We start from the raw sequence: 20368 nt of genomic DNA on the forward strand, positions 1-20368 counted from the left end.
GATGTCCCTCACCGGTGCGTGGCGGGACGAGTTCACCGGTATCGGTTCGGCCTTCGGCATCGATGACGCACTGTTCCTCTCGATGGTGGAGGAGCACTGCCGTGACCTCCTGGCCCGAGGGATCGCCTATGACCCCGCTGACGTCGAAACGCTCTTCACAACACCATCGGCCATGCAACGGCTCCAGGTGGCGCACCGTGGATGACATGTGGTCGCTGGAATACGCCAGGACGGTACCCGGGGCGATGGTCAACGCGGCCGGGGACGTGTTCTACCCGGACGGCCCCGACGATGCGGCATGGTTCGCGCAGGAGCACGGAGCGCGGCCCATCACAGGGGCGGAACCGGTGTGGGACGGCGAGGGGACAGACCCATGGCTGGTATCCCGGATGGATGCGGCCCTGGAGATGGCCGTGGTGGAGGCCGCGATTCGTGACGCCTTCTGGGCCGAGTTGTCCGGGTGGCTGGTCCTGGCATCCCGGGCCGTCCTCCACACGGCGGTCCCCGATCCGGCGGCCTTGTTCGCGACGTCCCCGCAGTGGGCTGCCGCCGTTGACCGGGTGGTCCGCGGTCCGATCCGGGACGCGATCGGACGCGCCTATCGGTCCCTCCTCGGCGAGGGGTACCGGTTCGACTTCCGGCCGGCCGTGGTCGAACACCTCGCGACGGTATCCAACCGGATGGTGCGGACCCTGGATTCCACGTTTGATCTGGTGGCGCGGCAGGTCGCGGTGGGGGCGAGTTTAGGTGAGAGCGCGGTGGAGATCGCGGATCGGGTCGATGAGGTTCTGTCGTCCACCCGCACGGCGCGGTGGGCGAACCGGGCGACCGTGGTCGCTCGCACGGAAACGATGGGCGCGCTGAATGCTGGCCGGCAGGATGCGTTCGCGGCGGTGGCCGAGGAGTTGGGTACCCCGTTTGAGCAGATGTGGGTGGCGACGATCGATGCCCGGACCAGGGTGACTCACGCGAATGCTGATGGTCAGCGTGTGTCGCTCGGGCAGCCATTCATCGTCGGCGAGGCGCAACTGCGGTTTCCGGGGGATCCGTTGGGCCCGGCGAAGGAAGTGGTCCAGTGCCGGTGCACCACGATCCTCCTGGCGCCCGGCGAAAACGTTGACCTCACTCACCGTCCGATGAAGAACTACTGATGGTTAGGGGCTAGGTATGGGTACCGGATGGAGGGGCATGCTTGCCCCCCTCGACGTCTCCACGGGGGACGGCAGGCGCTTCCTGTCGTCCGGGGTGTCATCCCGCGAACTCCCGTTGCCGCTGAAATGGCAGCGGCCGGACACTGGAGGACACGACAACTCCGTGATCGTCGGATCACTGGAGAAGATCGAATACGGTACGGTCGCCGAGGCAATCGAGGCCGGATGGATCGACGCGAAGTGCGTCAAGAAGTCCAAATTCGCCGATGACCTCCGGGCCGCGTGGGGGGCCGGCAGATTGTTCGATGACGTCAGCCCCGGCGACATGCCGCGCCTAGCCGAAGACGTCGCCGAGGTGAAGTACCTCCTCAGCCAGCAGGTTATTGGCCCCTCCGTCGATGCCGGGGCCTGCGAAGCCGCAATCGCCCTCGTCGGATCCGATGAACCCCTCACGGAAGAGCAACTTGACGCCCTGTTCTGGGGCGAGGAGGGCGAAGACCAGGAACTGGAGCTTCTCTTCACCGCATACGAGATCGCTGCCGCCACGCTGGTGGGGATACCAGCATTCGCCGAGTGTCGGCCCTTCGAACTCCTCACCGAAGAGGCCACCATCACCGCAGCCATCCGGGACACTGGCTGGTCCGATCTCCCCCTGGCCGAACGGGATCTGGCCTGGGACGGGCCGGCCGCTGAGAAGCGGATCGCGGACGACTCCGGGATCGGCGGTGGCGACCCTGACTGGGGTGCCTACGCCGAAGCGTTCCTCTACCAGGATGACGAGGCGGACCCGGAGACCAAGGGAGCCTACGGGTTCCCCATCGTCGATGTGGTCGAGGGTACGCGGCAGATCGTCCCCCGCGCGGTCTTCACCGTCGCCGGGGTCCTCCAGGGCTCCATGGGTGGGACCGTCATCCCCCAGGCGGACCAGGACGCGATGAAGACCGTGGTTGAAGGGCTCTATGCCCGGATGGCGGAGGAGTTCGACGACGACACGATCATTGCCCCGTGGGCATCGGAGTCCGCCGCGCTCATGGCCACGCTGACAGCCGCTGCCGGGACCCTCACCACCTACGATCCAGTCCTGTTCGCGGATCCGCAGCTTGACCGGATCACACCCATCACGGTCACCGACGATGGGCGGGTGTTCGGCCACATCGCGACCCATGACACCTGTCACGTCGGCATGCCGGGGGTGTGCACCACGGCCCCTGTCGACACCGACGGCTACGGCATGTTCCACCGCTACCAGCCGGATGGCTTCCCCGCGACGGTAGGTCGGATCACCACTGGCGGCGGGCGGTTCAGCTGCACCTGTCGGCAGTGTGGGGGCCGCAACGACGACCACGCCTGTCTGAAACTGTCCCTCGGCGGTGCGATTGCCCACCACGACCAGCTAGCCACCGTGGCATGGGTTCGGGCTGGGGAAGATACCCGCCTTAACGCGGTGTGGGTGGCAGGTGTCGCGAACTCCGAGGCCAACGTGGAAGATCTCGCCGCGTTGTCCCGACAGAAGGTGTCAGGGGACTGGCGGCCGGCCGGGGGCCGCACGGAACTCGTAGAGATCCTCGCGCTGGCCCGGGAGGAGCCCGGATTCCCGCTACCCCGGTTCCGGGTCGCGGCCGGCCAGGTTGCGGCGCTAACCGCCGCTGGTGTGGTACGACCGACTCCGGATGAGGCTCCCGGTGGGATGAGCATCGACTATGAGCGGTTGGCGGATCTCCTCGCCGGGCGTCTCTCCTCCCGTCTCGCATCCCACCTCGCCATGGCGTCGGCTGAGCCGGCCACCGCCATGGAAGAGGTCGAGGGCCGGCCGGAGGACCCGGCAGCCGCGGTGGCCAGCACCACGGCTGATGCCGTGGATGATGACGTCGTCTCGGTGCTCTTCGCCGAAGTCGATGATGCGATCAACGCCGGTGCCGTAGCGCGGCTCCGGTCCGAACTGAACGAGGTGATGTGAGGTGTGCTGCGGTAACCGGGTCGTGGCCAACCAAACGGCGGCAACATCAGACCCCACCCCAACATGGAACGTCCTCGACGCGAACGGGAACACGGTAGCGACGAAGACGTCGCTGATCGCGGCGAAGCTGGCTGCCGCCCGGATCGCTGGTGGGAGCTACGAGAAAGCCTGACCGATGAGGGGCCCCATCCGGGTTGCGGGTGGGGCCCCTCATCTATGGCCAGGCGACGATCTCCGTGACGGGTCCCGCGGCCACGTTAAGATCAACGGTCACATGATCGGGGTAGGAGTACGCTGCCGCGTTCAGTTCCTCGGCGGTCATGATGAGGAGCCGGTCGGCTTGCTCCTCCGGGCTGCCCGGTAGCCGTAGCCCATTGCGGTGGTAGCCGATGAACCCGGCGTGATAGGCGCGTGGAGTCCACGGGTACGCGACACCCGTACCGCTGGCCTCAACGATCCGATCCAGTAGCCCGTCCTGCTCCGCATTGGCCGCGGGCAGCCGGCTATGCGGGAACGCCACCCGGCAGTACCCCATCGGATTGGCGAAGTACCCGGGGACCAGGTGACGGCGGATCGCCTCCAACCGGTCGGGGCGGAATGAGACCCCCAGCGACTGATAGCGGGGGGCTAGCGACACCCGCCCTGGATGTGGTTCGGGAACTGGCCCACACTCGATGAACATCTGCGCCTGGCACGCCGACACCGCGAAGGCCTCCGGCGCCAGGGCATGGACCTGGTCGTGGAAGTCAAAGTAGCCGTCGGCGATGAAAACGTCTTCCTCTACCAGGTGAATCAACTCCGGGGCCGGCCGGTGGTCCAGGGCGTGTTTGTAGCAGCACAGCAGGTTGTGGGAGTTACCCGGGTACGGGTGGCTGTCGATGAGGACATCGCACCGGCCAGACCAGGCTGACGCCCACCGCTGCGCTACCGCCATGGATGCCTTGTCGTACCCCCGGTCGAGAGTGATCCACACCAGTAGGTCTGGCCGGTCGCATGCGTGCATCCGGCGTAGGCACGCCTCCAGAAAACCGGCCCTCCGCCACCCGGGAACGATCACGATCTGCATCAGGGACATCCGAAGCGTGCGATCAGGACACCGGTCGTGTACCCCATCGCGTCCCGCTGCACGATCTCGTAGGGCACACCCTCACGGTCAAGCCACGGCACGATCTGGTGCCCCTTGACGATCAACTCTGATTCGAGCTCGACGTCATCGACGATGAGGAGCCCCGGTCGGTTGAGCATCACCGATGCGACCAGATACTCATGGAAGATCAACTGTGCATCGTTGTCGGAGTCTAGCATGACCACGTCTGGTCGCCGTCCGCTCGCTGCGGCCTGCGCCAATGCCTGGATGGAGTGGCCTTCGATGAAGGTCACATACCGGTCAAGGTGGTCGATGTGGCCGGCGAGGACAGCCCGCGCTATCGACACGTCCAGGTCGATGCTCGTGAATGAACCGGCGTTGTCCCGGACGTGCTCCGCGAACGCGACCGTTGACCAGCCATCACCGGTGCGGTACCGGTCCTCTGCGCCCCGGATGGTTCCGGTTTCGATGATGTCCAGTGCGCGGTTTTCCCGGCCGGCGAGCGCGGTGAGTTCCGTCCGAATGATCCCGTGAAGATCCATTTACTCACAATTCCGATAGAAGGCGAAGTGCCATGGATTGGAACTCCGCGTTACGGGCCTGGAACCGCGCGCGCGCACGAGCACCCATGTCCGCCCGCTGCCCCGGGGTCATGGCGGCTACCGCGCGGACGGCCCTCGCGATCCCCGGAGCGTCGACGCACCACGCCGTCGCGAGTCCGTGCTGGCACTTCGCGACTGGATCGATGAGCATGCCGACGTCCGGCGTGACGTGCTCTGACATCGGTGAGGCATTGGTGGTGACCACCACGGCACCGGTGGACATGCCCTCGGCGATGTAGTGCCCCCATCCCTCCGTCTCCGATGGGCACACGTGGATCTGGGCCCGGTTGAGTTCCTCCACCAGCTGATCATCGCTCAGGTGGTGGAGGAGTCGCACACCCGCGGGCACATCAAGGTGATCCCGGGAGATGACTGTCAGTGGGGGAAGATCCAGATTGGTTGCCCAGGCCTCCAGCACGGCACCGGTGCCCTTGAGCGATGACTTACCGCGCAGGTGCACCGCGACGGGCTTCTTCATGACTCCGGGGGCGTGTAGATCACGGGACATGAACCCGGTGTGGAAGCTCCGCTTGACCCCCCAGTGCCGGGTGAACAGGTGTTGTGCTTCAGCGGACTTTGCCCATACCTGGGTGCAGGAGTGGAGTCCGATGGTCCACTGCCGCTGGAACCACTCCAGATTGAACACCCCTACGGTGTGGGTGGCGTAGTGCGTGAGTCGGGGATTCCACAACTCAAGGAAGATCGCGATGTCATGGCGCTCCATGATATTCTGCTGCCAATCAACCCATGACACCACGTATCCGGCATTAGTGAGTAAGCCGTCAAGGAGCCTCATGTCATTGGTGAGCCCTACCCCGTTGTCACGGGATATCAACGCCACGCTCTTTCCCACCACGGCAGGATACCTCTCCCTCTAGCCTCGGTAGATCAACACACGCCACCGCGGTGCCGCCGGCCACCGCGGGTCAGCCGCCGGCCGCCGGCCGCGGGCCAGGCCCCAGAATGGAACCCTAAGTGCGGCAGGCCACGATCCCTACCGCCAGCAACCCTGACAGAGGTACGACCGTGAGTCTCATCGTCATCGTCCCATCACGGGGACGTCCGCACTCCGTGACCGATCTCGCCGGGGCATTCCTCGGCACCACCCACAGCCGGGATACCCGGCTCCTCATCGCCGTTGATTCCGATGATCCGGACCTCGACCGATACCGGGACGTAGTTGCCGCGGTCTCTGACCCCCGGGTCACGGTGACGGCGGTATCCGGCGGCTGCATGTCCGCCGCGCTCAACGAGGCAGCCACCGCGCTAGCGGACAACACGGATGACCCCGGCGCCGAAGCCATCGGCTTCATGGGCGACGATCACCGACCACGCACACCCGGATGGGACACCGCGTACCTGGCCGCGCTCCGGGAGATGGGTGCAGGGATCGTGTACGGGGATGACCTCCTTCAGCACGAGGCCCTCCCCACCCAATGCGCGATGAGCGCCAGCATCGTACGGGAGCTCGGGTGGATGTGCCCTCCGGTGCTACGGCACCTATGGATCGACAACTTCTGGCTGGACCTCGGCCAGGCTGCCGGGTGCCTGCGGTACCTCCCTGAGGTCATCGTTGAGCATATGCATCCATATGTTGACAAGGCGGCAATGGATGCCGGATATGAGAGAGTCAATGCCCTCGATGTGATCGACGCCGACCGGACGGCCTATGGTCAGTACGCCGAGGAGCACCTTGCCACCGACGCAGAGAAAGTGAGGTCACTCCGTGGCTGAATATCGCCTCCACGAGCCTGGCAGCATCCCCGAGTGCACCACCCGCCGCTGGTACGCCGGCCGGGAGCACGCCCCACACCTGGAGCAACCAACCCACCGGGCGCGGCTCCTCTCCTCAGCAGCAGCCGTGGTCGAGGCCACACAGATGATCGGCGCGACCACGGTCGTTGACCTCGGGGCCGGGGACGGCGGTCTTCTCTCCCTCCTCGGGGCCGGACTCACCTGCTGGGGCTATGACCTCCAGCAGACCAACGTCAGCGCGTCACGGCGTCGTGGCGTCGATGTCCGATTCGCCGACATCACCACCGACCCGGTTGAGTGGGGTGAGGTCGTGGTCGCGACCGAGCTCCTAGAGCACCTCCGCGACCCTCACAGGCTAGTGGCGCGCGCGGCATGCCACGGTCGGGCCCTAGTCTGTTCGGTGCCGTGTGAGGAGACACCCGAGCGGCACTACGAGCACCACGTGTGGGCTTGGGACGTCGCCGGATTCGCGGAGATGGTCACCGCTGGTGGGTGGCGGGTCGTGCACCATTGGACCGTGGCCGCGACGCAGATCGTGCTAGCCGTCCGGTGAGACGGGAGCGCGAGATGTCGAATTGTCACTATGGTATCGATTTGTGGTATGGGGGTGTATCCGTTGAGGGCACTGGTCACCGGTGACGCCGGATTCATTGGCAGGCACATCCGGGCCAAACTGGAACAGCGCGGCTGGACCGTAGAAGGCTGCGACCTGAAAACTGGCACTGACTGTCGAGACGTGTTCCAGCGCGAGGACACCGTCTATGACCTGGTGGCGCACTGTGCCTACCACGTCGGTGGCCGGGCAGCGATCGATGGTGAACCGCGGCTCCTCGCCCGGAATCTGGAGCTCGACGCCCAGATGTTTGACTGGGCCGTCCGGACGCAGCAGCGACACGTCCTGTACTACTCCTCATCGGCCGCGTACCCCGTTCACCTCCAGACCGCCGATGCCGCTTCCCGCATCCTCGGGAGCGATTACAGCCCCTATCGGCCCTGGGTGCACCTCGAAGAAACCATGATCGATGACCGGACGTTGGGGCAACCCGATGCCCGCTACGGGTGGGCGAAACTGACCGGTGAACGCCTGGCCGAGGCCGCTCGGCTCTCCGGCCTCCGCGTCCATGTCGTCCGCCCGTTCTCCGGCTACGGTGGCGACCAGGACCCGTGCTATCCGTTCCCCGCGATCCTCCGCCGGGTACTCACCGCCGACCTGTCCGTGTGGGGTCCGCCCGGCCAGTACCGGGATTGGGTCCATGTCGATGATGTCGTGGGCTGTTCCCTCGCCATCGTTGAGCAGGACGTTGAGGGGCCGGTGAATATCTGCTCCGGAGTTGGCATTGAAATGGGTGATCTCGCGGTACGCATGGCCCGGATCGCCAGGGTCTCGGTCCTGAACGAGGTGACCTACCTCAAGGACCAGCCAACCGGTGTCATGGCCCGGGTGGGTGACCCCACCAGGATGCTGACGGTCTACCGGCCGACAGTCGACATCAACGAGGGGATCCGTAGGGCGTTGCCGTGGGCGTGATCGTAGTGATCCCGTGGCGTTCTGGCTGCCCGCACCGGGAAACGGCCTTCAACCACGTCACGCAGTGGTGGTTCGAAAATCACCCCACATGGAGTGTCCGGGTGGGCGTGGGCCCACCGGGGCCCTGGCGGAAAGGGTGCGCGGTGCGTGCCGCTAGCGTCCGCCCCTACCCCGATGACGTGGTCGTGGTCGCGGACGCGGACGTCATACCGGTGGGGATCAGTAGCGCGGTCGAGGCGGTGGGGGCAACGGGGCCAGGGTGGGTGCCGGTGACGCGGTGGGCGATGCCGTTTCGGATCGTGCGGCGGTTGACCCGGGAAGCCACCGAGTTGGTCACGTCTGGCCGTCTCTCGCTGCCCTCCGGGCCGGTGCCAAAGACGATGGTGGGTCTGCTGGAGGAGACCTACGTTGGGTCGGCGGGTGGTGGTGTCGTTGTCCTCCACGGTGACGTGTTCACTCAGATCCCCATCGATCCTAGGTTCGCCGGATACGGGCAGGAGGACCTGTCCTGGTCGTTGGCGCTTCACCGGCTGGCCGGCGCTCCGATGATGGGTTTCGATCCCCTGTGGCACCTGTGGCATCCTCCGCAGGAGCGTATGCGCCGGGGGTCGACGGTGTCCCGTGGTGTTGGGTCGGAGGAGAATCTGCGGCTCTGGCAGCGGTACCGGGAGGCGACTACGCCGACGGCGATGCGGTCCCTTGTCGCGGAGGCCGAAGCGGAGTTCGCCAGGCTGAAGGGAGTAGGGGACCATGCGGGTGTCGATTGAGATCACCGTGGGTGACGTCGTGTTGTCGATCACGCAGGAGGAGGGGCCGCTAGCGTCCGCCATGGCCCTAGGGCGGGATGGTGCGGTTGCGCGGCTCCTCGGCACGTCGGTCGGGAAGGTTCTCGTGGCTCTGGCCTCCGATTCGGATGTCGACTCCGGCCTCCTGGTCGTGGAGTTCCAGGAGGCGGTAGCGCGGACCATCGCGCGGACCGTCCTACCGGGGGAAGCGCCTCCGGCGACGGACCGGGTGACTCTCCGGTAGGACCCGCCATCACCGGTCATACTGTGGCCTTCGCTGTCCGGGCCCGTGCCCGTTGGAGGGCTGGAATGCCCGCGAACAGGTCACGGGCGCGCTCCGGGGCGGAGAAGTCACGGGGGGTGGCCTGTTGGGCTAGGAGTCTGGCGTGTGCGGCTTCCTGCTCGTGGCGTTCTCCTGCGCAGCTCGGGCATATGCCACTAGGGCCCGTAGGTTGCCACGTGTGGCGCTCGCATATGGCGGTGGTGTCCTTCGGTGGGGCTGGCACGAAAATGGCGCCGGGGGTCCACCAGGGGCCGTTAGCGAGGAGGCGCTGTGGGCCGCTGGTGGTGGGGCCGTAGGTGTCGCCGCGGGCCAGGTCGATGATGACCCGGTAGGCGACGTCGGCCGGCCGGCCGGACTGGATTGCCTGGCGGAGTGCGGCTCGGACGGCGATGGGTTTCCAGCCTGGCTGGTGTGCTATCGCAGCTTTGATCGCCTTGTCTTCGTCGGTGTTCCCTTCCCCTCCCGTGGCGGTCGGGGGTTCGACGGGTGGGGCCGGTGGTGAAGTGCGGGGGGTAGGGGGGGTACTTCTTGAAGTACTTCTTGGAGGGGTTACTTCTCTTAGCGACGGCTGGTTAGGCCCTATGGAGCCGTCGATGGTGCGACCTGCGGAAACACCCTCTTTTCCCTGGCCAGAGCCGTTGACGGCTTGACCATGTCCTATGGAGCCGTCGATGGTGTGGGTGAAGGGGTCGAATCCTTCGGGGCGGGCCCGCATGAACACCCTCCACTCCCACCGGAAGCGGCCAGCTCCGACGTTGCACCTACGGGTGTAGAGGTATCGCTTCTCGCGGAGCCCCTTCAAGATCGACGAAACTTTGTCTCGCCCCAGTTCTGGGGCGAGTTCGTTGATACCGGCTCGGGAGGTGACCCACTGGTGGCTGCCGCCGGTCCGGAAGGTGAGGAGCGCGGCGAGCATGCCGCGTTCGTGGAGGGTGAGTCCCGCGTACTCGCCCTCTCCCCTGTGGAGGGCGTTCGGTGACATCAGGAAGTGGTCAGAGAGTGATTCGACCGATATGCCGATTTCGATGTCAGTTGTAGCCATGATCAACCTTTCGTGATCATGGAATGGGATATGGTATGATCCATGGGCGTGTTCAGCGGATCTACCCGGTCCCATTCCAGCCCGTCCCCATCCACCCGGGGGCGGGCTTGATTTTTGACCTCTACCCTATAGCCAGCTTAGGCCGGTACACTCCTAACGGTGAGTGTTTCGCGGCGCTCCAACCCCTCCTCTGCGTCGGAGGGTGTGTGTTGACCGGAGGCGTCATCCCCCGATCCGGGGGGTGGCGCCTTTGTCGTTGAGCCGCTGCCGCGCCTTCCGGAGCCGGCCCATCAGGTATGACCGGTTCATCTCCAGGTGCTCAATGACCCGCGCGAGAGTTCCTCTGCCCTCGGGTCCGGCTGCGTCGATGATGGTAACGATCCGCTCATCGCGCCAATCTGCACCATTAACGATCATCTCCTGGTAGCGGTTCCGGGCCGCGATGAGATCAGCCCGCGCCCGCTCACGGATCGCGTTGTACTCAGTCATGACCTCATCGAGGGCGGCGGTCTCCTCGTCGGTGAGGCTGCGTCGGTTCGGGGTGTGATGTGCCATGCCCACATCATAGTCACTCGATCAAAAAACACAACTTCAGTCTGCCGCATGCGACAAACCACGGAGCGTAGTGACCAACTACCAAGATCGTGGTATCTTCCCGACAGAGGTCAACTCCCCGGTGCCGCCACGGTCCGGCCGGGTCCGAGACACCTCATCGCGACGCACCGGTGCCGCCACGGTCCGGCCGGGCGTCCCTCCGCACCATGCGAAGGCAGACAATCATGTACGCATTCCCGTTCCCGGTCCCCGAGGATCTTTCCACCGCGACCGACGAGGAACTGACCACCACCCTGGCCAGCATCCGCGAGCACGCCGGAACCTTCACCGGTGTCACCCCCACCGCCGACGTCATCGACGCTCTCACGGCCTGCCGAGACCTCGCCCGTACCGTCACCGAAACCCTAGCCCTCCGCGCCAGCATGGCGGAACTCGCAGCCGAGGTCGACACCACCACCACACCCACCCCGGCACCGGCCGCGGTCGACACCACCACCAGCACCACCGAAGACGACACCGAGGACACCGACGCCACCGTGACCGCAGCGGCGAAGACCCGGAACCCCACCGTCCGCGACATCGCAGCCCGCCGCACCGGAACCCCCGACATCCCCGACACCACCCCCAACGTCTCCGTCACCATGCACGCGGCAGCAGACGTCCCCGGACGCTTCTCCACCGGCCAGCAGCTGGACGGATTCCCCGACGCCGTCCGGGCCCTGGCCTACCAGGTCGACCGATACCCCCGAGTCCGCGACGCGGGATCCACGATCAGCCGGCCTGGCATCAACGTCAACACGGCGATCCTCGCCGAGGACGGGACAGCCCGATTCGAGATGCGGCAGTTCAGCCGTCATGGTGGCGTGGAGTTCCGCCGCCAGTTCCCGAGGGAACTCCGCGTCCAGGAGGGGACCGACGGCTACCCGGTTGCCCAGTTCGCCGCGTCGGAACGCCGACTTCCCGGTGGTTCCCTCGCCGCGTCATTCGCCCAGGCCGTGAAGGCCGGCCAGCCGATCACCGCTGCCGCCGGATGGTGCGCGCCGTCCGCACCCCTCTATGACACCCTCTGCGAGCTGTCGACCCTGGACGGCCTCCTGGACGTCCCGGAGTTGCAGACCGATCGTGGCGGCTGGCAGATCCCGACCGGCGGCGGCCCCAACTTCGCCACCGTGTGGTCGGGGATCGGGAACTCTGGCACCACCCACCTCACCGAGGCGCAGGTGATCGCGGAGTCCCCAAGCAAGTACTGCTACGACATCCCGTGCCCCGGGTTCTCGGACGTCCGCCTCGGGGTCGACTACTTCTGCCTCACCGGGTCCCTGTTGCAGCGTCGGGGGTACCCGGAGGTGGTGCAGTGGTTCGCGCAGCAAGCCATGACCGCCCTGCCACACAAGATCAACCAGGGGTTCATTGCCGCGATCGTCACCGCGTCCGGCGCGTCCACGGTCATCCCCGCAGACGCGACGTGTGACGATGCGATCTCCAGTCTCCTCGGATCGGTCGACCTCGCCATCGCGGACGCGAAGTACCGAAACCGCATGGCCTTCAACGGCACCCTCGAAGTGGTACTCCCAATGTGGGTCCTCGTCCAGCTCCGCGCGGCCGGCAGCCGCCGGACCGGAGTCGACATGGTGGGAGTGACAGACGCACAGATCGCCGAGTGGTTCGCGATCAGAAAAGCCGTCCCCCGGTTCGTCTATGACTGGCAGGACGCCTTCTCTGGACTCGGGGCCGGCCCCGGTGGCGCCTCCGCGCTGACAGCCCTTCCCCTCACCGTTGACTTCCTGATCTACCCGGCCGGTACCTGGGTCAAGGCTGTTCAGCCCGTGGTCAGCCTCGACACGGTGTACGACTCCACCAAGCTCACCACCAACGAGTACACAGCGATGTTTGTCGAGGATGGCTGGGCGGCCCTGCAGATGTGCCCCCTGTCCCGCCTCTACACCACCTCGGTTGACCCCGGCTGCCTGTGCGTCTGCACCCACTCCTGACAGTCGACCGCGGTCGACCTGAAGGGAGGTGAGCGACCATGGTGATCGCTCCACCGCAGGTAGTTCCGGCGCCGGAACCACGTGGTCTCCGGTACGGGCTCCTGCAAGCGGCGAACGGCCCTCTCGACCTGCCCACTCACGGGCTGGCCGGAGGGATCGTGTACGAGCCGGTGTCGTGTGGGTACGCCAGGTCCTACGCGACCCTGTGTCACACCGATGAGCGGCTAGCCAGCAAGACGTACGACCCGGATGAGACACCGATCACCCGTGACTCGTTCGTGGTCTACGCCTCGCTGGCCTGCGGTAGCGCCGGAAAAACCACGGCGGACCTTGAAACGAAGGTCCGCCGCCGGTTGGCCAACGGAGAGCAGTCCGTGGCCGAGGCTGGCATGGCAACGATCCTCGCCGCGGGGGCAACACCACTCGTTGCCCCCGGGGCGACGTTGACGGACGTTGTCGGCGAACTGGAGCAGTGGCTGTACGGGAGCGACACCACGGCCCCCGCTGACGCCCAGTACGGGAACGTGGGCTACCTCCACGCATCGCCCCGGATCGCGGCCCACGCGATGGATGCGGATCTCCTCGTGCAGGACGGTCCGCTATTCCGCACCCGGATGGGCACGATCTGGGTGTTCGGTGGGGGCTACCCGGACGACGGGACGATCTACGTGTCAGGGAACGTCACGGTCTGGCGCGCCCCGGACGTCTTTGTGTCTCCACCGCGGCAACTCCTCGACCAAGCCACGGATCAATATCATCTGATCGCCGAGCGCGAGTACGCGGTGTCCTACGACTGCGTAGCCGCATCGGCTATCTACAACTGGGGCGTCCCAACATGATCATTATTAAGGACGTTCCTGGCCTGGACACCCGTGAGCTCCTCGACGCGCTCCTGGACATCACGCCCCCGGGCCAGGACATCACGACCGGCCACGGCGGGTTCGTCGTCGATGAGGACACCGCCGAGCAGTTCCTCTCGGCGTACCTCATCGCGGCCGGGAAACGGCCGGCCCCGACCATGACCGCGGAGCCAGCCAGCATCGAACCGGCCGGCCCCCCGGCCCGACCGACAACCCGCCGTGGCGCGGGAAGACGAAAGGAGGCGTAATGGCAACGTGCGTGAGCTACCTCCAGGGCCTGGTCATCCGGGCCACGAAACTGGATTCATGTGGTGCTCTAGTCGCCGGTAGTTGCTCAACCGTGGTGTCCAAGGGCTTCATCTCCATGGAGCTGGAAGCCGACGAGACGGACGGGCAGGAGATCTCACCGACCCTCGCCGACGGATCACGGTGCTATTACTACATGTCGCCCAAGTTGCTGAACGGGATCAAAGCAACGATCGAGTTCTGCCAGGTCGACCCGGAATTGATCAACCTTCTGACCGGGGCTCCGCTGGTCGTGGATGACGCGACACCAACTCCCTCATCCATCGGCTTCACCACCGATAGCGCGTCCTACGGCCTGGCCAACGTCGCCATCGAACTGTGGATGGCGACCGCCGGTGGCGGGTGCACAACCGGACGCCGGTGGGGGTACTACCTCCTCCCCTGGCTATACCAGGGGACGGTCGGAAAGCCGACGATCGAGAATGACGCCGTTAACTTCACCGTCGAGGCCATGACCCGCGACGGGAACCAGTGGGGTGTTGGCCCCTACGACATCCAGTTGACCAGTGCGGGTGCACCATCCCCCCTGTTCACGGCCCTGTCGACAACGGCACATGACCTGCTGATGCCGGTCAACCTGGCACCCCCGACTCCGGTCTGTGGCTGCCAGACCCTGGTCATTCCCACCTGACCGGATCCGGGCCGGCCCTAGGTCTCCGGGCCGGCCCGGACCACGAGGAGGTACGTATGGTGCTCCCCATCGATGTCACACTGGTCACGGTCACCGGCACGTACCTCACGGACGATGGGGTACCGGCCGAGGGATCGCTGATCTTTACCCCATCCGTCGGGACCCTCAGGGACCCTGCATACGACAAGATCATAAAGCTGCGGCAGACCCGCGTGGACCTGGACGCGGCCGGATCATTCTCCGTGACACTGATCGCCACCGATGACCCTGACCTCATCCCCGAAGGCTGGCACTACGACGTCCACGAGCGCATCCAGGACCACACCACACGCACCTGGATCCTCCAGCTACCCCACAACCTGGCCTCCCTTGACATCGCGGACGTCCCCACCTCCGTCGATCCGTCCGTCCCTGTCTACCCGCTCCCGGTGTACGGGGTGTCCTCCGTCGTCGGCCAGATCGGAGACGTCACCGGTGCGGAGATCCTGGCCGATCCAACGATCAGCGCAGCCCTAGCCGCCAAGGCCGATGACACGGACATAACCGCGCTCGCTGCCGTGGTCGCCACCAAGGCTGACGAGGCCGATCTGACCGCCCTGGCCGGTGTCGTGGCCACCAAGGCCGATGAGGCCGATCTGACCGCCCTGGCCGGTGTCGTCGCGACGAAGGCCGATGAGGCCGATCTGACCGCCCTGGCCGGTGTCGTAGCCACCAAGGCTGATGAGGCCGATCTCGCGACATTGGTGCCATACACCGGTGCCACGGCAGACGTGGACCTCGGAGCCAGATCGCTCCGGGTGGAGAACGTCAACGTCAACGAGGGGACCCTAGCCGATCCAAGCGTCACTGACCTCGGGGGCCTCCAGGTGTCGGTCACGAGCGTGGACTGCCTGATCCGCTCGGACGCGACCTACGGTGCCGATGGGTGGCTGTATCGGGCCACGGTGCCAGCGGCAACGCTGCCGATCACCGACAACACCGTGAACCACCTATACGTCACGTGGAACGCCGGATCGCCGATCTATGCCATGACCACGGACAGATCAATCTTGAATCTGTCCAACACCCTTCCGGTCGCGCGGCTCCTGGTGGAGAGCGGTGCGGTATACGCGCAGATGTCGTTTGGCTACATGGGCCGGTCAGCGGCGATTCGGTGGCTGCTACGGGAAGTGCGGGTCACGGATCCGGTTGGCGGTGTTGCCGAGTCGGGCTTGACGCTGACGGAGTCCGCTACCCGTATTGTGAACGTTGCGGCTGGTACGGCCTGGTTTGTGTTGAAATACCTGACGCTTCCCGCGATCTCGACGGGTGGTATTGGTGTGACGTCGTACCTGCTCCACCATACCGGAGGCGTGTGGACAAAAACATCAATAACGCAATACAATAATACGCAGTGGGACAACGGGACGAATCTCGTAACCCTGACGAATAACCATTATGGCGTTAACTGGATTTACCGATCATTCGCCGGGCCTGAGATCATCATCATGCTGGGGGAGGGGGACTACCTAGCCCCCGCCGCTATCGAGTCAGCGGTCCCGGCGGCGCCGCATTGGATCGACGAGTTCTACTACCTGTGCGGGCGGATCATCGTTCAAAAGGGTGCGAGTACCGCATACAGGATTGATAACCGCGAATCGGAAAAATTCGAGACCTCGCCCGTCCTCGACCACAACGACCTCGACGGCATCCAGGGCGGAACAGCCGGCGAGTACTACCACCTGACCGCCGCCCAGCTGGCGACGATCGGATCAACACCCACCGGGCTGGTCCCCTACACCGGGGCCACCAGCACCGTGGACCTCGGCGCGCACTCTCTCTACGCCAACAACGGGCCCTTCACTGAAGGCGTGGTCACGGACCCTGTGATCACTGATGCCGCCGGGTCCGCCGTCGCGATCACATCCTGCGAAGTGCTGATTCGCTCGGATGTCGCGTGGGGCGGCGACGAGCGGCTATACCGCATGACGGTCCCCGCAACGTCGAGCCTGGCCGTCACGGACAATACGGTCAACTATATCTATGTGATCTGGAATAGTGGATCACCGATCTACGCGGCCACCACCGACCGCTACGTGATCAACATGTCCACGATCCTGCCCGTGGCCCGGATCGGCATGGACACTGGGACCATCGAGTATCAGCTGATGTACGGCTACCTCGCGAAAGGTGCCGCTGTCCGCAACCAGGATCGGGTCCTGAAGACCCGGGGGCGCGGCGGGATCGAGCGGGAAACCGGGCTAGCTCTCTCTGAGTCCGCGACCCGCGTGGTGACCGTGGGAAGTGGGGCTTCCTGGTTCGGATGTCGAAGGATCACCACCAGTGCGATCACCAATGGCGTCGGTGGAGCCACCATGGAGCTGTGGTATCACTCCGGTGGGACATGGACAAAAACATCCATCACACAATATAACAATACGCAGTATGACAATGGCACCAACCTTGTCACACTGACGGCAAACCGCTACGCCGTGTGCTGGATTTTCCGGAGCCTTGTCAGCAGCGAAATCGACATCGTCCTCGGGACTGGTGACTACACCCTCGCCCAGGCCGAGGCCTCCACACTCCCCACCGTCCCCGAAATGGTGGCCGCGTTTTATGTCCTATGCGGCAGGATCATCATCCAGAAAAACGCCAGTACCGCAACGGCAATCCAGAACGTCGTTACGACGACATTCAACCAGGCTGCCGTCTCCAACCATGCCGATCTTTCCGGGCTCCAGGGTGGTGCGGTGGGAGAGTATTACCACCTGACTAGCGCGCAACTCGCCACTGTCAATACCGCTATCACATCTGGCACCAACGTTGACCTTGGATCATATCTGATCTACGCGGGAAATATCACCGTCACAGACGGCCCGCTCACGGATCCTGCCATCACCGACGCCACGGGATCAGCCATATCCGTGGCTACCTGCGATGTCCTCATACGATCAGATAGCGCATGGGGTGGAGACGGGAAACTGTACCGCTTTACCGTCCCTGCGGCTTCAGCGCTTGCCGTCACGGATGACGATATCAATTTCATCTATGTCGACTGGAACTCTGGATCACCCATCTACGCGGCAACCCTGACGCGAGACACGATCAACATGTCCAGCGCAGTACCGGTCGCCATCGTCGCCATGAGCTCGGGATCCATCCGGTACACCCTGTCCTATGGTGGGATCGCCCGTGGGGCACCAGCCCGAACCGTCGACCGTTCCATCAGAATCGCGCCATTCGTCCGCGAGGCCGGACTGACGCTCTCGGTGACATCAACACCACGGACGATCTATGTTGACTCCGGTACGGCATGGTTCGGTATCAACCGCCTATCCCTGCCAGCAGTCAATAGTGGATCGGCCACGACATATCTGTGGTATCACTCAGCGGGTAACTGGACGAGCACCACGATAACGGAAGCAGTGAATCTCTACTACGATGATCCAACCAGTGGACTGGTTGAACTCGCAGCCGGACGCTACACCGTAAATAACGTCTATCGAAACGTCGCTACGGGAGATCTGCACGTCACGCTCGCCGACGTTGGAACGTACACCACTCTTGCCCAGGTTGAGGCGTCTCTGGTCCGTACTCCACCCCCGATTGTTAGCGCGTTCTGCATTCTCGTTGGTCGGATCAACTACCTGCGGAATGGCGCTTCTCCCGGATCGCTTCTCAATGCGTCATCGTATATTTTCGGACAGGCCAGTATGGCCAAAGTCCACAACGATCTGCTGTCTCCGCAGGGTGGAACGACGAGTCAGTACTACCATCTGACCGCCGCTCAGCATGCGGCGTATGGGACCGCGACGTCGATTACTTCAGGAACGCCGGCTTCGGGGAGCGCTCCGGGGACCGCTGGTCAGATCCTGTATGACGCATCATACCTATATGTGTGTGTTGCGACCAACACGTGGAAGTATGTTCCATTGACGTCATTCTAGATGGGAGTGGGTTGATATGAGCGAGTTCAGTGACAAGATCAGAACACTGGGGATCATCGGATCCCGCCCATCCCGCGTCACCGAAGGACGCGACCAGCGGGGGCGACGCTACCAAGCCGTCACCGATGACCTAGGCAACACCACCACCGAGTACGCCGACCACCAGGACGTCACGATCAGAGCGGCCACCGTCACCGCCACCACCAGGAGCTAGCCATGCCCGTCACTGCCTCCGGGCTGTTTGTCTCTACGTTCATCGATGCGCTCGGCGCCCCGCAAACCGCCGTGGACCTGTCCCTGCTCACCAACCGCGTCGCGATGTTCACCAACTCCATCACCCCGAATTTTGATGCCGCTGGTGCGGGCTACGGTCTCGGCGTGTTCGCGGCGAACGAGGTCACCGGTGCCGGCTACGCGGCCGGGGGGACCACGATCACCGGGCCCACACTGGCCGGCGCGTCCGGCACCATGACATTTGATCTTGATGACACCACCTGGGCGGCCTCCACCATCAGCAACGCGCGATGTGCCCTGTTCTACGCCGATGCCCTGGCCGGCAACAACGCCATCTGTTTGATCAACTTCGGGGCGGATTACTCCACCGTCGCAGGGGCCTTCACGATCCAATGGCCCTTGAGTGGCATGTTCGCGGTGGACTGGACACCCTGATGGTCGCCATCAGCACCAGCACCTTCCAGGATCGTTTCGAGGCGGCCGACGCCCGATGGAACGCCAACTACGGCGGTGTGTCCCTCGCCTCCGGGCGGGCCCGGGTCCCCTGCTCCCACCTCGCCGGGGTCCCGCAGTACGCCGGTTTCCAGTCCGTCTCGCCGGGTGGGGGCGACACCTGGACGATCGCCAGCAGCCAAGTGTACGCGGAACTGGTCACCGTCCCGGTCGCGTCGGGCGCGACCTCGGCGTGGTGTCAGCTGGCTGTGCTGTCCGCGACATCAGGGACGTATCTATCGATCCTGTACGACTCCGCGAGCGGTCTCCTGGCCCTCACCTCGCGGGTCGCGTTCTCCGATCCGAGCGCCGTATACCTAACCTATGTCCCCGGCACCCACCGGTGGCTTAGGATTCGCCATAACGCTGGAGCGGTCGACTGGGACACGAGTCCGGACGGGATATCATGGGCAACCCGCCGGACCCTGACGCCCGCTCCAGCTTGGGTCTCCACGGATGCCGTCGGCGTCCTCATCGACTGTGCCCGCGACGGCGGGACCAATGACTACGCCGAGTGGGACAACGTCAACATCACACCCGTCACTCCCGCGACCGCGGTAGCGTCCGCGGCAGTGGGAGTACCGGCCATGTCCCTGGGCACCACCATCAGCCCCGTGACCGTGGCAGCGTCCGCGGCAGTGGGAGCACCGGCCATGTCCCTAGGCACCACGGTCCTTCCCGCCCGGCCCATGGCCACCACCACGGTCGGATCCCCGGTCATGGTGCTCACTCCTCTGCCGGCCCTGTGCGGAACCGCCACCGTCGCCACCATCACCGGTAGCGCCGTCCACCACACCCTGTCAGGTACTGCCACCGTGGAGGGGTCATGCCTGCCCTAGTCCCGATCACCCTGAGCCAGGGCAACGCCGAGACGGTCACGGTCACGATCACGCGGACCGTGGCCACCGACGATCTGACGCTGGTCACAGTCCTACGTCTGGTCTTGAAGCCGGACCGGTGCACAGCCGACAACGCCTCGACGTCGCTGATCCTCAGCACCACGAATCCGGCGCAGATGGTGATCACGTCCCAGACGGCAAGCCAGATCGTGGCCAGAGCGTACATTCCCGCCGCCGCCCTGACCGAGCCCTACAGCCGGTGGTGGCGGGTGGACGCTGGTGTCGGGACGGCCTACCGTACGGCATTGTACGGTCCCGTCACCGTCATTGATCTTTAGGAG

General features: G+C 64.9%; 22 protein-coding genes. 17 read left to right on the forward strand and 5 right to left on the reverse strand.

Going from position 1 to position 20368, the window contains the following annotated elements; all coding sequences use genetic code 11:
* The 3 genes from AC11W3_RS21665 to AC11W3_RS21675 form a co-directional block, all read left to right on the forward strand.
* Positions 1-205: hypothetical protein (locus AC11W3_RS21665; RefSeq protein WP_484093760.1), on the forward strand; the 205-nt coding region annotated here is incomplete at its 5' end.
* Between the two features lies 1 nt (position 206).
* The gene (locus AC11W3_RS21670) at positions 207-1151 is read left to right on the forward strand and encodes a phage minor head protein (RefSeq protein ID WP_484093855.1); all 945 of its coding nucleotides are present in this window, start codon (positions 207-209) and stop codon (positions 1149-1151) included.
* Positions 1152-1167: 16 nt separating this feature from the next.
* Complete coding sequence (locus AC11W3_RS21675; RefSeq protein ID WP_484093761.1) at positions 1168-3108, forward strand: hypothetical protein; 1941 nt, start codon at positions 1168-1170, stop codon at positions 3106-3108.
* A 214-nt stretch (positions 3109-3322) separates the two neighbouring features.
* On the opposite strand, the gene AC11W3_RS21680 is transcribed toward AC11W3_RS21675, so the two are convergent.
* The 3 genes from AC11W3_RS21680 to AC11W3_RS21690 all read right to left on the reverse strand — a co-directional run bounded on the left by AC11W3_RS21680 (position 3323) and on the right by AC11W3_RS21690 (position 5632).
* Positions 3323-4081 (reverse strand): hypothetical protein, encoded by a 759-nt coding sequence (locus AC11W3_RS21680; RefSeq protein WP_484093762.1) that lies wholly within the window; start codon positions 4079-4081, stop codon positions 3323-3325.
* A 92-nt stretch (positions 4082-4173) separates the two neighbouring features.
* Entirely contained in the window at positions 4174-4737 is a 564-nt protein-coding gene (locus tag AC11W3_RS21685; protein ID WP_484093763.1) for a class I SAM-dependent methyltransferase, read from the reverse strand.
* A 4-nt stretch (positions 4738-4741) separates the two neighbouring features.
* On the reverse strand, positions 4742-5632 hold the full coding sequence (locus AC11W3_RS21690; protein ID WP_484093764.1) for a glycosyltransferase: 891 nt from the start codon (positions 5630-5632) through the stop codon (positions 4742-4744).
* A gap of 236 nt (positions 5633-5868) precedes the next feature.
* Here AC11W3_RS21690 and AC11W3_RS21695 point away from each other — a divergent pair, with 236 nt between their 5' ends.
* The 5 genes from AC11W3_RS21695 (at position 5869) to AC11W3_RS21715 (ending at position 9109) form a co-directional block, all read left to right on the forward strand.
* On the forward strand, positions 5869-6531 hold the full coding sequence (locus AC11W3_RS21695) for a glycosyltransferase family 2 protein (protein ID WP_484093765.1): 663 nt from the start codon (positions 5869-5871) through the stop codon (positions 6529-6531).
* Positions 6524-7105, forward strand: coding sequence for a methyltransferase domain-containing protein (locus AC11W3_RS21700; RefSeq protein ID WP_484093766.1), 582 nt, complete (start codon positions 6524-6526; stop codon positions 7103-7105). The genes AC11W3_RS21695 and AC11W3_RS21700 overlap by 8 nt, the downstream gene beginning before the upstream one ends.
* Before the next feature lie 30 nt (positions 7106-7135).
* Positions 7136-8080 (forward strand): NAD-dependent epimerase/dehydratase family protein, encoded by a 945-nt coding sequence (locus AC11W3_RS21705; protein WP_484093767.1) that lies wholly within the window; start codon positions 7136-7138, stop codon positions 8078-8080.
* Positions 8081-8265: 185 nt separating this feature from the next.
* Positions 8266-8847: a hypothetical protein gene (locus tag AC11W3_RS21710; protein ID WP_484093768.1), complete on the forward strand. Its 582-nt coding sequence runs from the start codon at positions 8266-8268 to the stop codon at positions 8845-8847.
* Positions 8837-9109 (forward strand): hypothetical protein, encoded by a 273-nt coding sequence (locus AC11W3_RS21715; protein WP_484093769.1) that lies wholly within the window; start codon positions 8837-8839, stop codon positions 9107-9109. Before AC11W3_RS21710 ends, AC11W3_RS21715 begins: the two co-directional genes overlap by 11 nt.
* Before the next feature lie 16 nt (positions 9110-9125).
* On the opposite strand, the gene AC11W3_RS21720 is transcribed toward AC11W3_RS21715, so the two are convergent.
* A complete protein-coding gene (locus AC11W3_RS21720) occupies positions 9126-9863 on the reverse strand; it encodes a hypothetical protein (RefSeq protein ID WP_484093770.1) in 738 nt (245 codons plus the stop codon).
* 549 nt (positions 9864-10412) lie between these two features.
* Positions 10413-10745 carry a hypothetical protein gene (locus tag AC11W3_RS21725; RefSeq protein ID WP_484093771.1) on the reverse strand — a complete coding sequence of 111 codons (333 nt, stop codon included), beginning with the start codon at positions 10743-10745 and terminating at the stop codon, positions 10413-10415.
* A gap of 224 nt (positions 10746-10969) precedes the next feature.
* Here AC11W3_RS21725 and AC11W3_RS21730 point away from each other — a divergent pair, with 224 nt between their 5' ends.
* From AC11W3_RS21730 to AC11W3_RS21770, 9 genes are all read left to right on the forward strand, one after another.
* Complete coding sequence (locus AC11W3_RS21730) at positions 10970-12736, forward strand: major capsid protein (RefSeq protein WP_484093772.1); 1767 nt, start codon at positions 10970-10972, stop codon at positions 12734-12736.
* A gap of 158 nt (positions 12737-12894) precedes the next feature.
* Positions 12895-13575, forward strand: a complete 681-nt coding sequence (locus AC11W3_RS21735; RefSeq protein WP_484093773.1) for a hypothetical protein — start codon at positions 12895-12897, stop codon at positions 13573-13575.
* Positions 13572-13844 (forward strand): hypothetical protein, encoded by a 273-nt coding sequence (locus AC11W3_RS21740; RefSeq protein ID WP_484093774.1) that lies wholly within the window; start codon positions 13572-13574, stop codon positions 13842-13844. The genes AC11W3_RS21735 and AC11W3_RS21740 overlap by 4 nt, the downstream gene beginning before the upstream one ends.
* Complete coding sequence (locus AC11W3_RS21745; protein ID WP_484093775.1) at positions 13844-14533, forward strand: hypothetical protein; 690 nt, start codon at positions 13844-13846, stop codon at positions 14531-14533. Before AC11W3_RS21740 ends, AC11W3_RS21745 begins: the two co-directional genes overlap by 1 nt.
* A 56-nt stretch (positions 14534-14589) precedes the next feature.
* The gene (locus tag AC11W3_RS21750; protein ID WP_484093776.1) at positions 14590-18462 is read left to right on the forward strand and encodes a hypothetical protein; all 3873 of its coding nucleotides are present in this window, start codon (positions 14590-14592) and stop codon (positions 18460-18462) included.
* Positions 18463-18478: 16 nt separating this feature from the next.
* A complete protein-coding gene (locus AC11W3_RS21755; RefSeq protein ID WP_484093777.1) occupies positions 18479-18676 on the forward strand; it encodes a hypothetical protein in 198 nt (65 codons plus the stop codon).
* Positions 18677-18678: 2 nt separating this feature from the next.
* Positions 18679-19131, forward strand: coding sequence for a hypothetical protein (locus AC11W3_RS21760; RefSeq protein WP_484093778.1), 453 nt, complete (start codon positions 18679-18681; stop codon positions 19129-19131).
* Positions 19089-20027, forward strand: coding sequence for a hypothetical protein (locus AC11W3_RS21765; protein WP_484093779.1), 939 nt, complete (start codon positions 19089-19091; stop codon positions 20025-20027). Before AC11W3_RS21760 ends, AC11W3_RS21765 begins: the two co-directional genes overlap by 43 nt.
* Positions 20015-20365 carry a hypothetical protein gene (locus AC11W3_RS21770; RefSeq protein WP_484093780.1) on the forward strand — a complete coding sequence of 117 codons (351 nt, stop codon included), beginning with the start codon at positions 20015-20017 and terminating at the stop codon, positions 20363-20365. The genes AC11W3_RS21765 and AC11W3_RS21770 overlap by 13 nt, the downstream gene beginning before the upstream one ends.
* The last annotated feature ends 3 nt before the right edge of the window (positions 20366-20368 follow it).

It is taken from the genome of Geomonas sp., assembly GCF_056994735.1.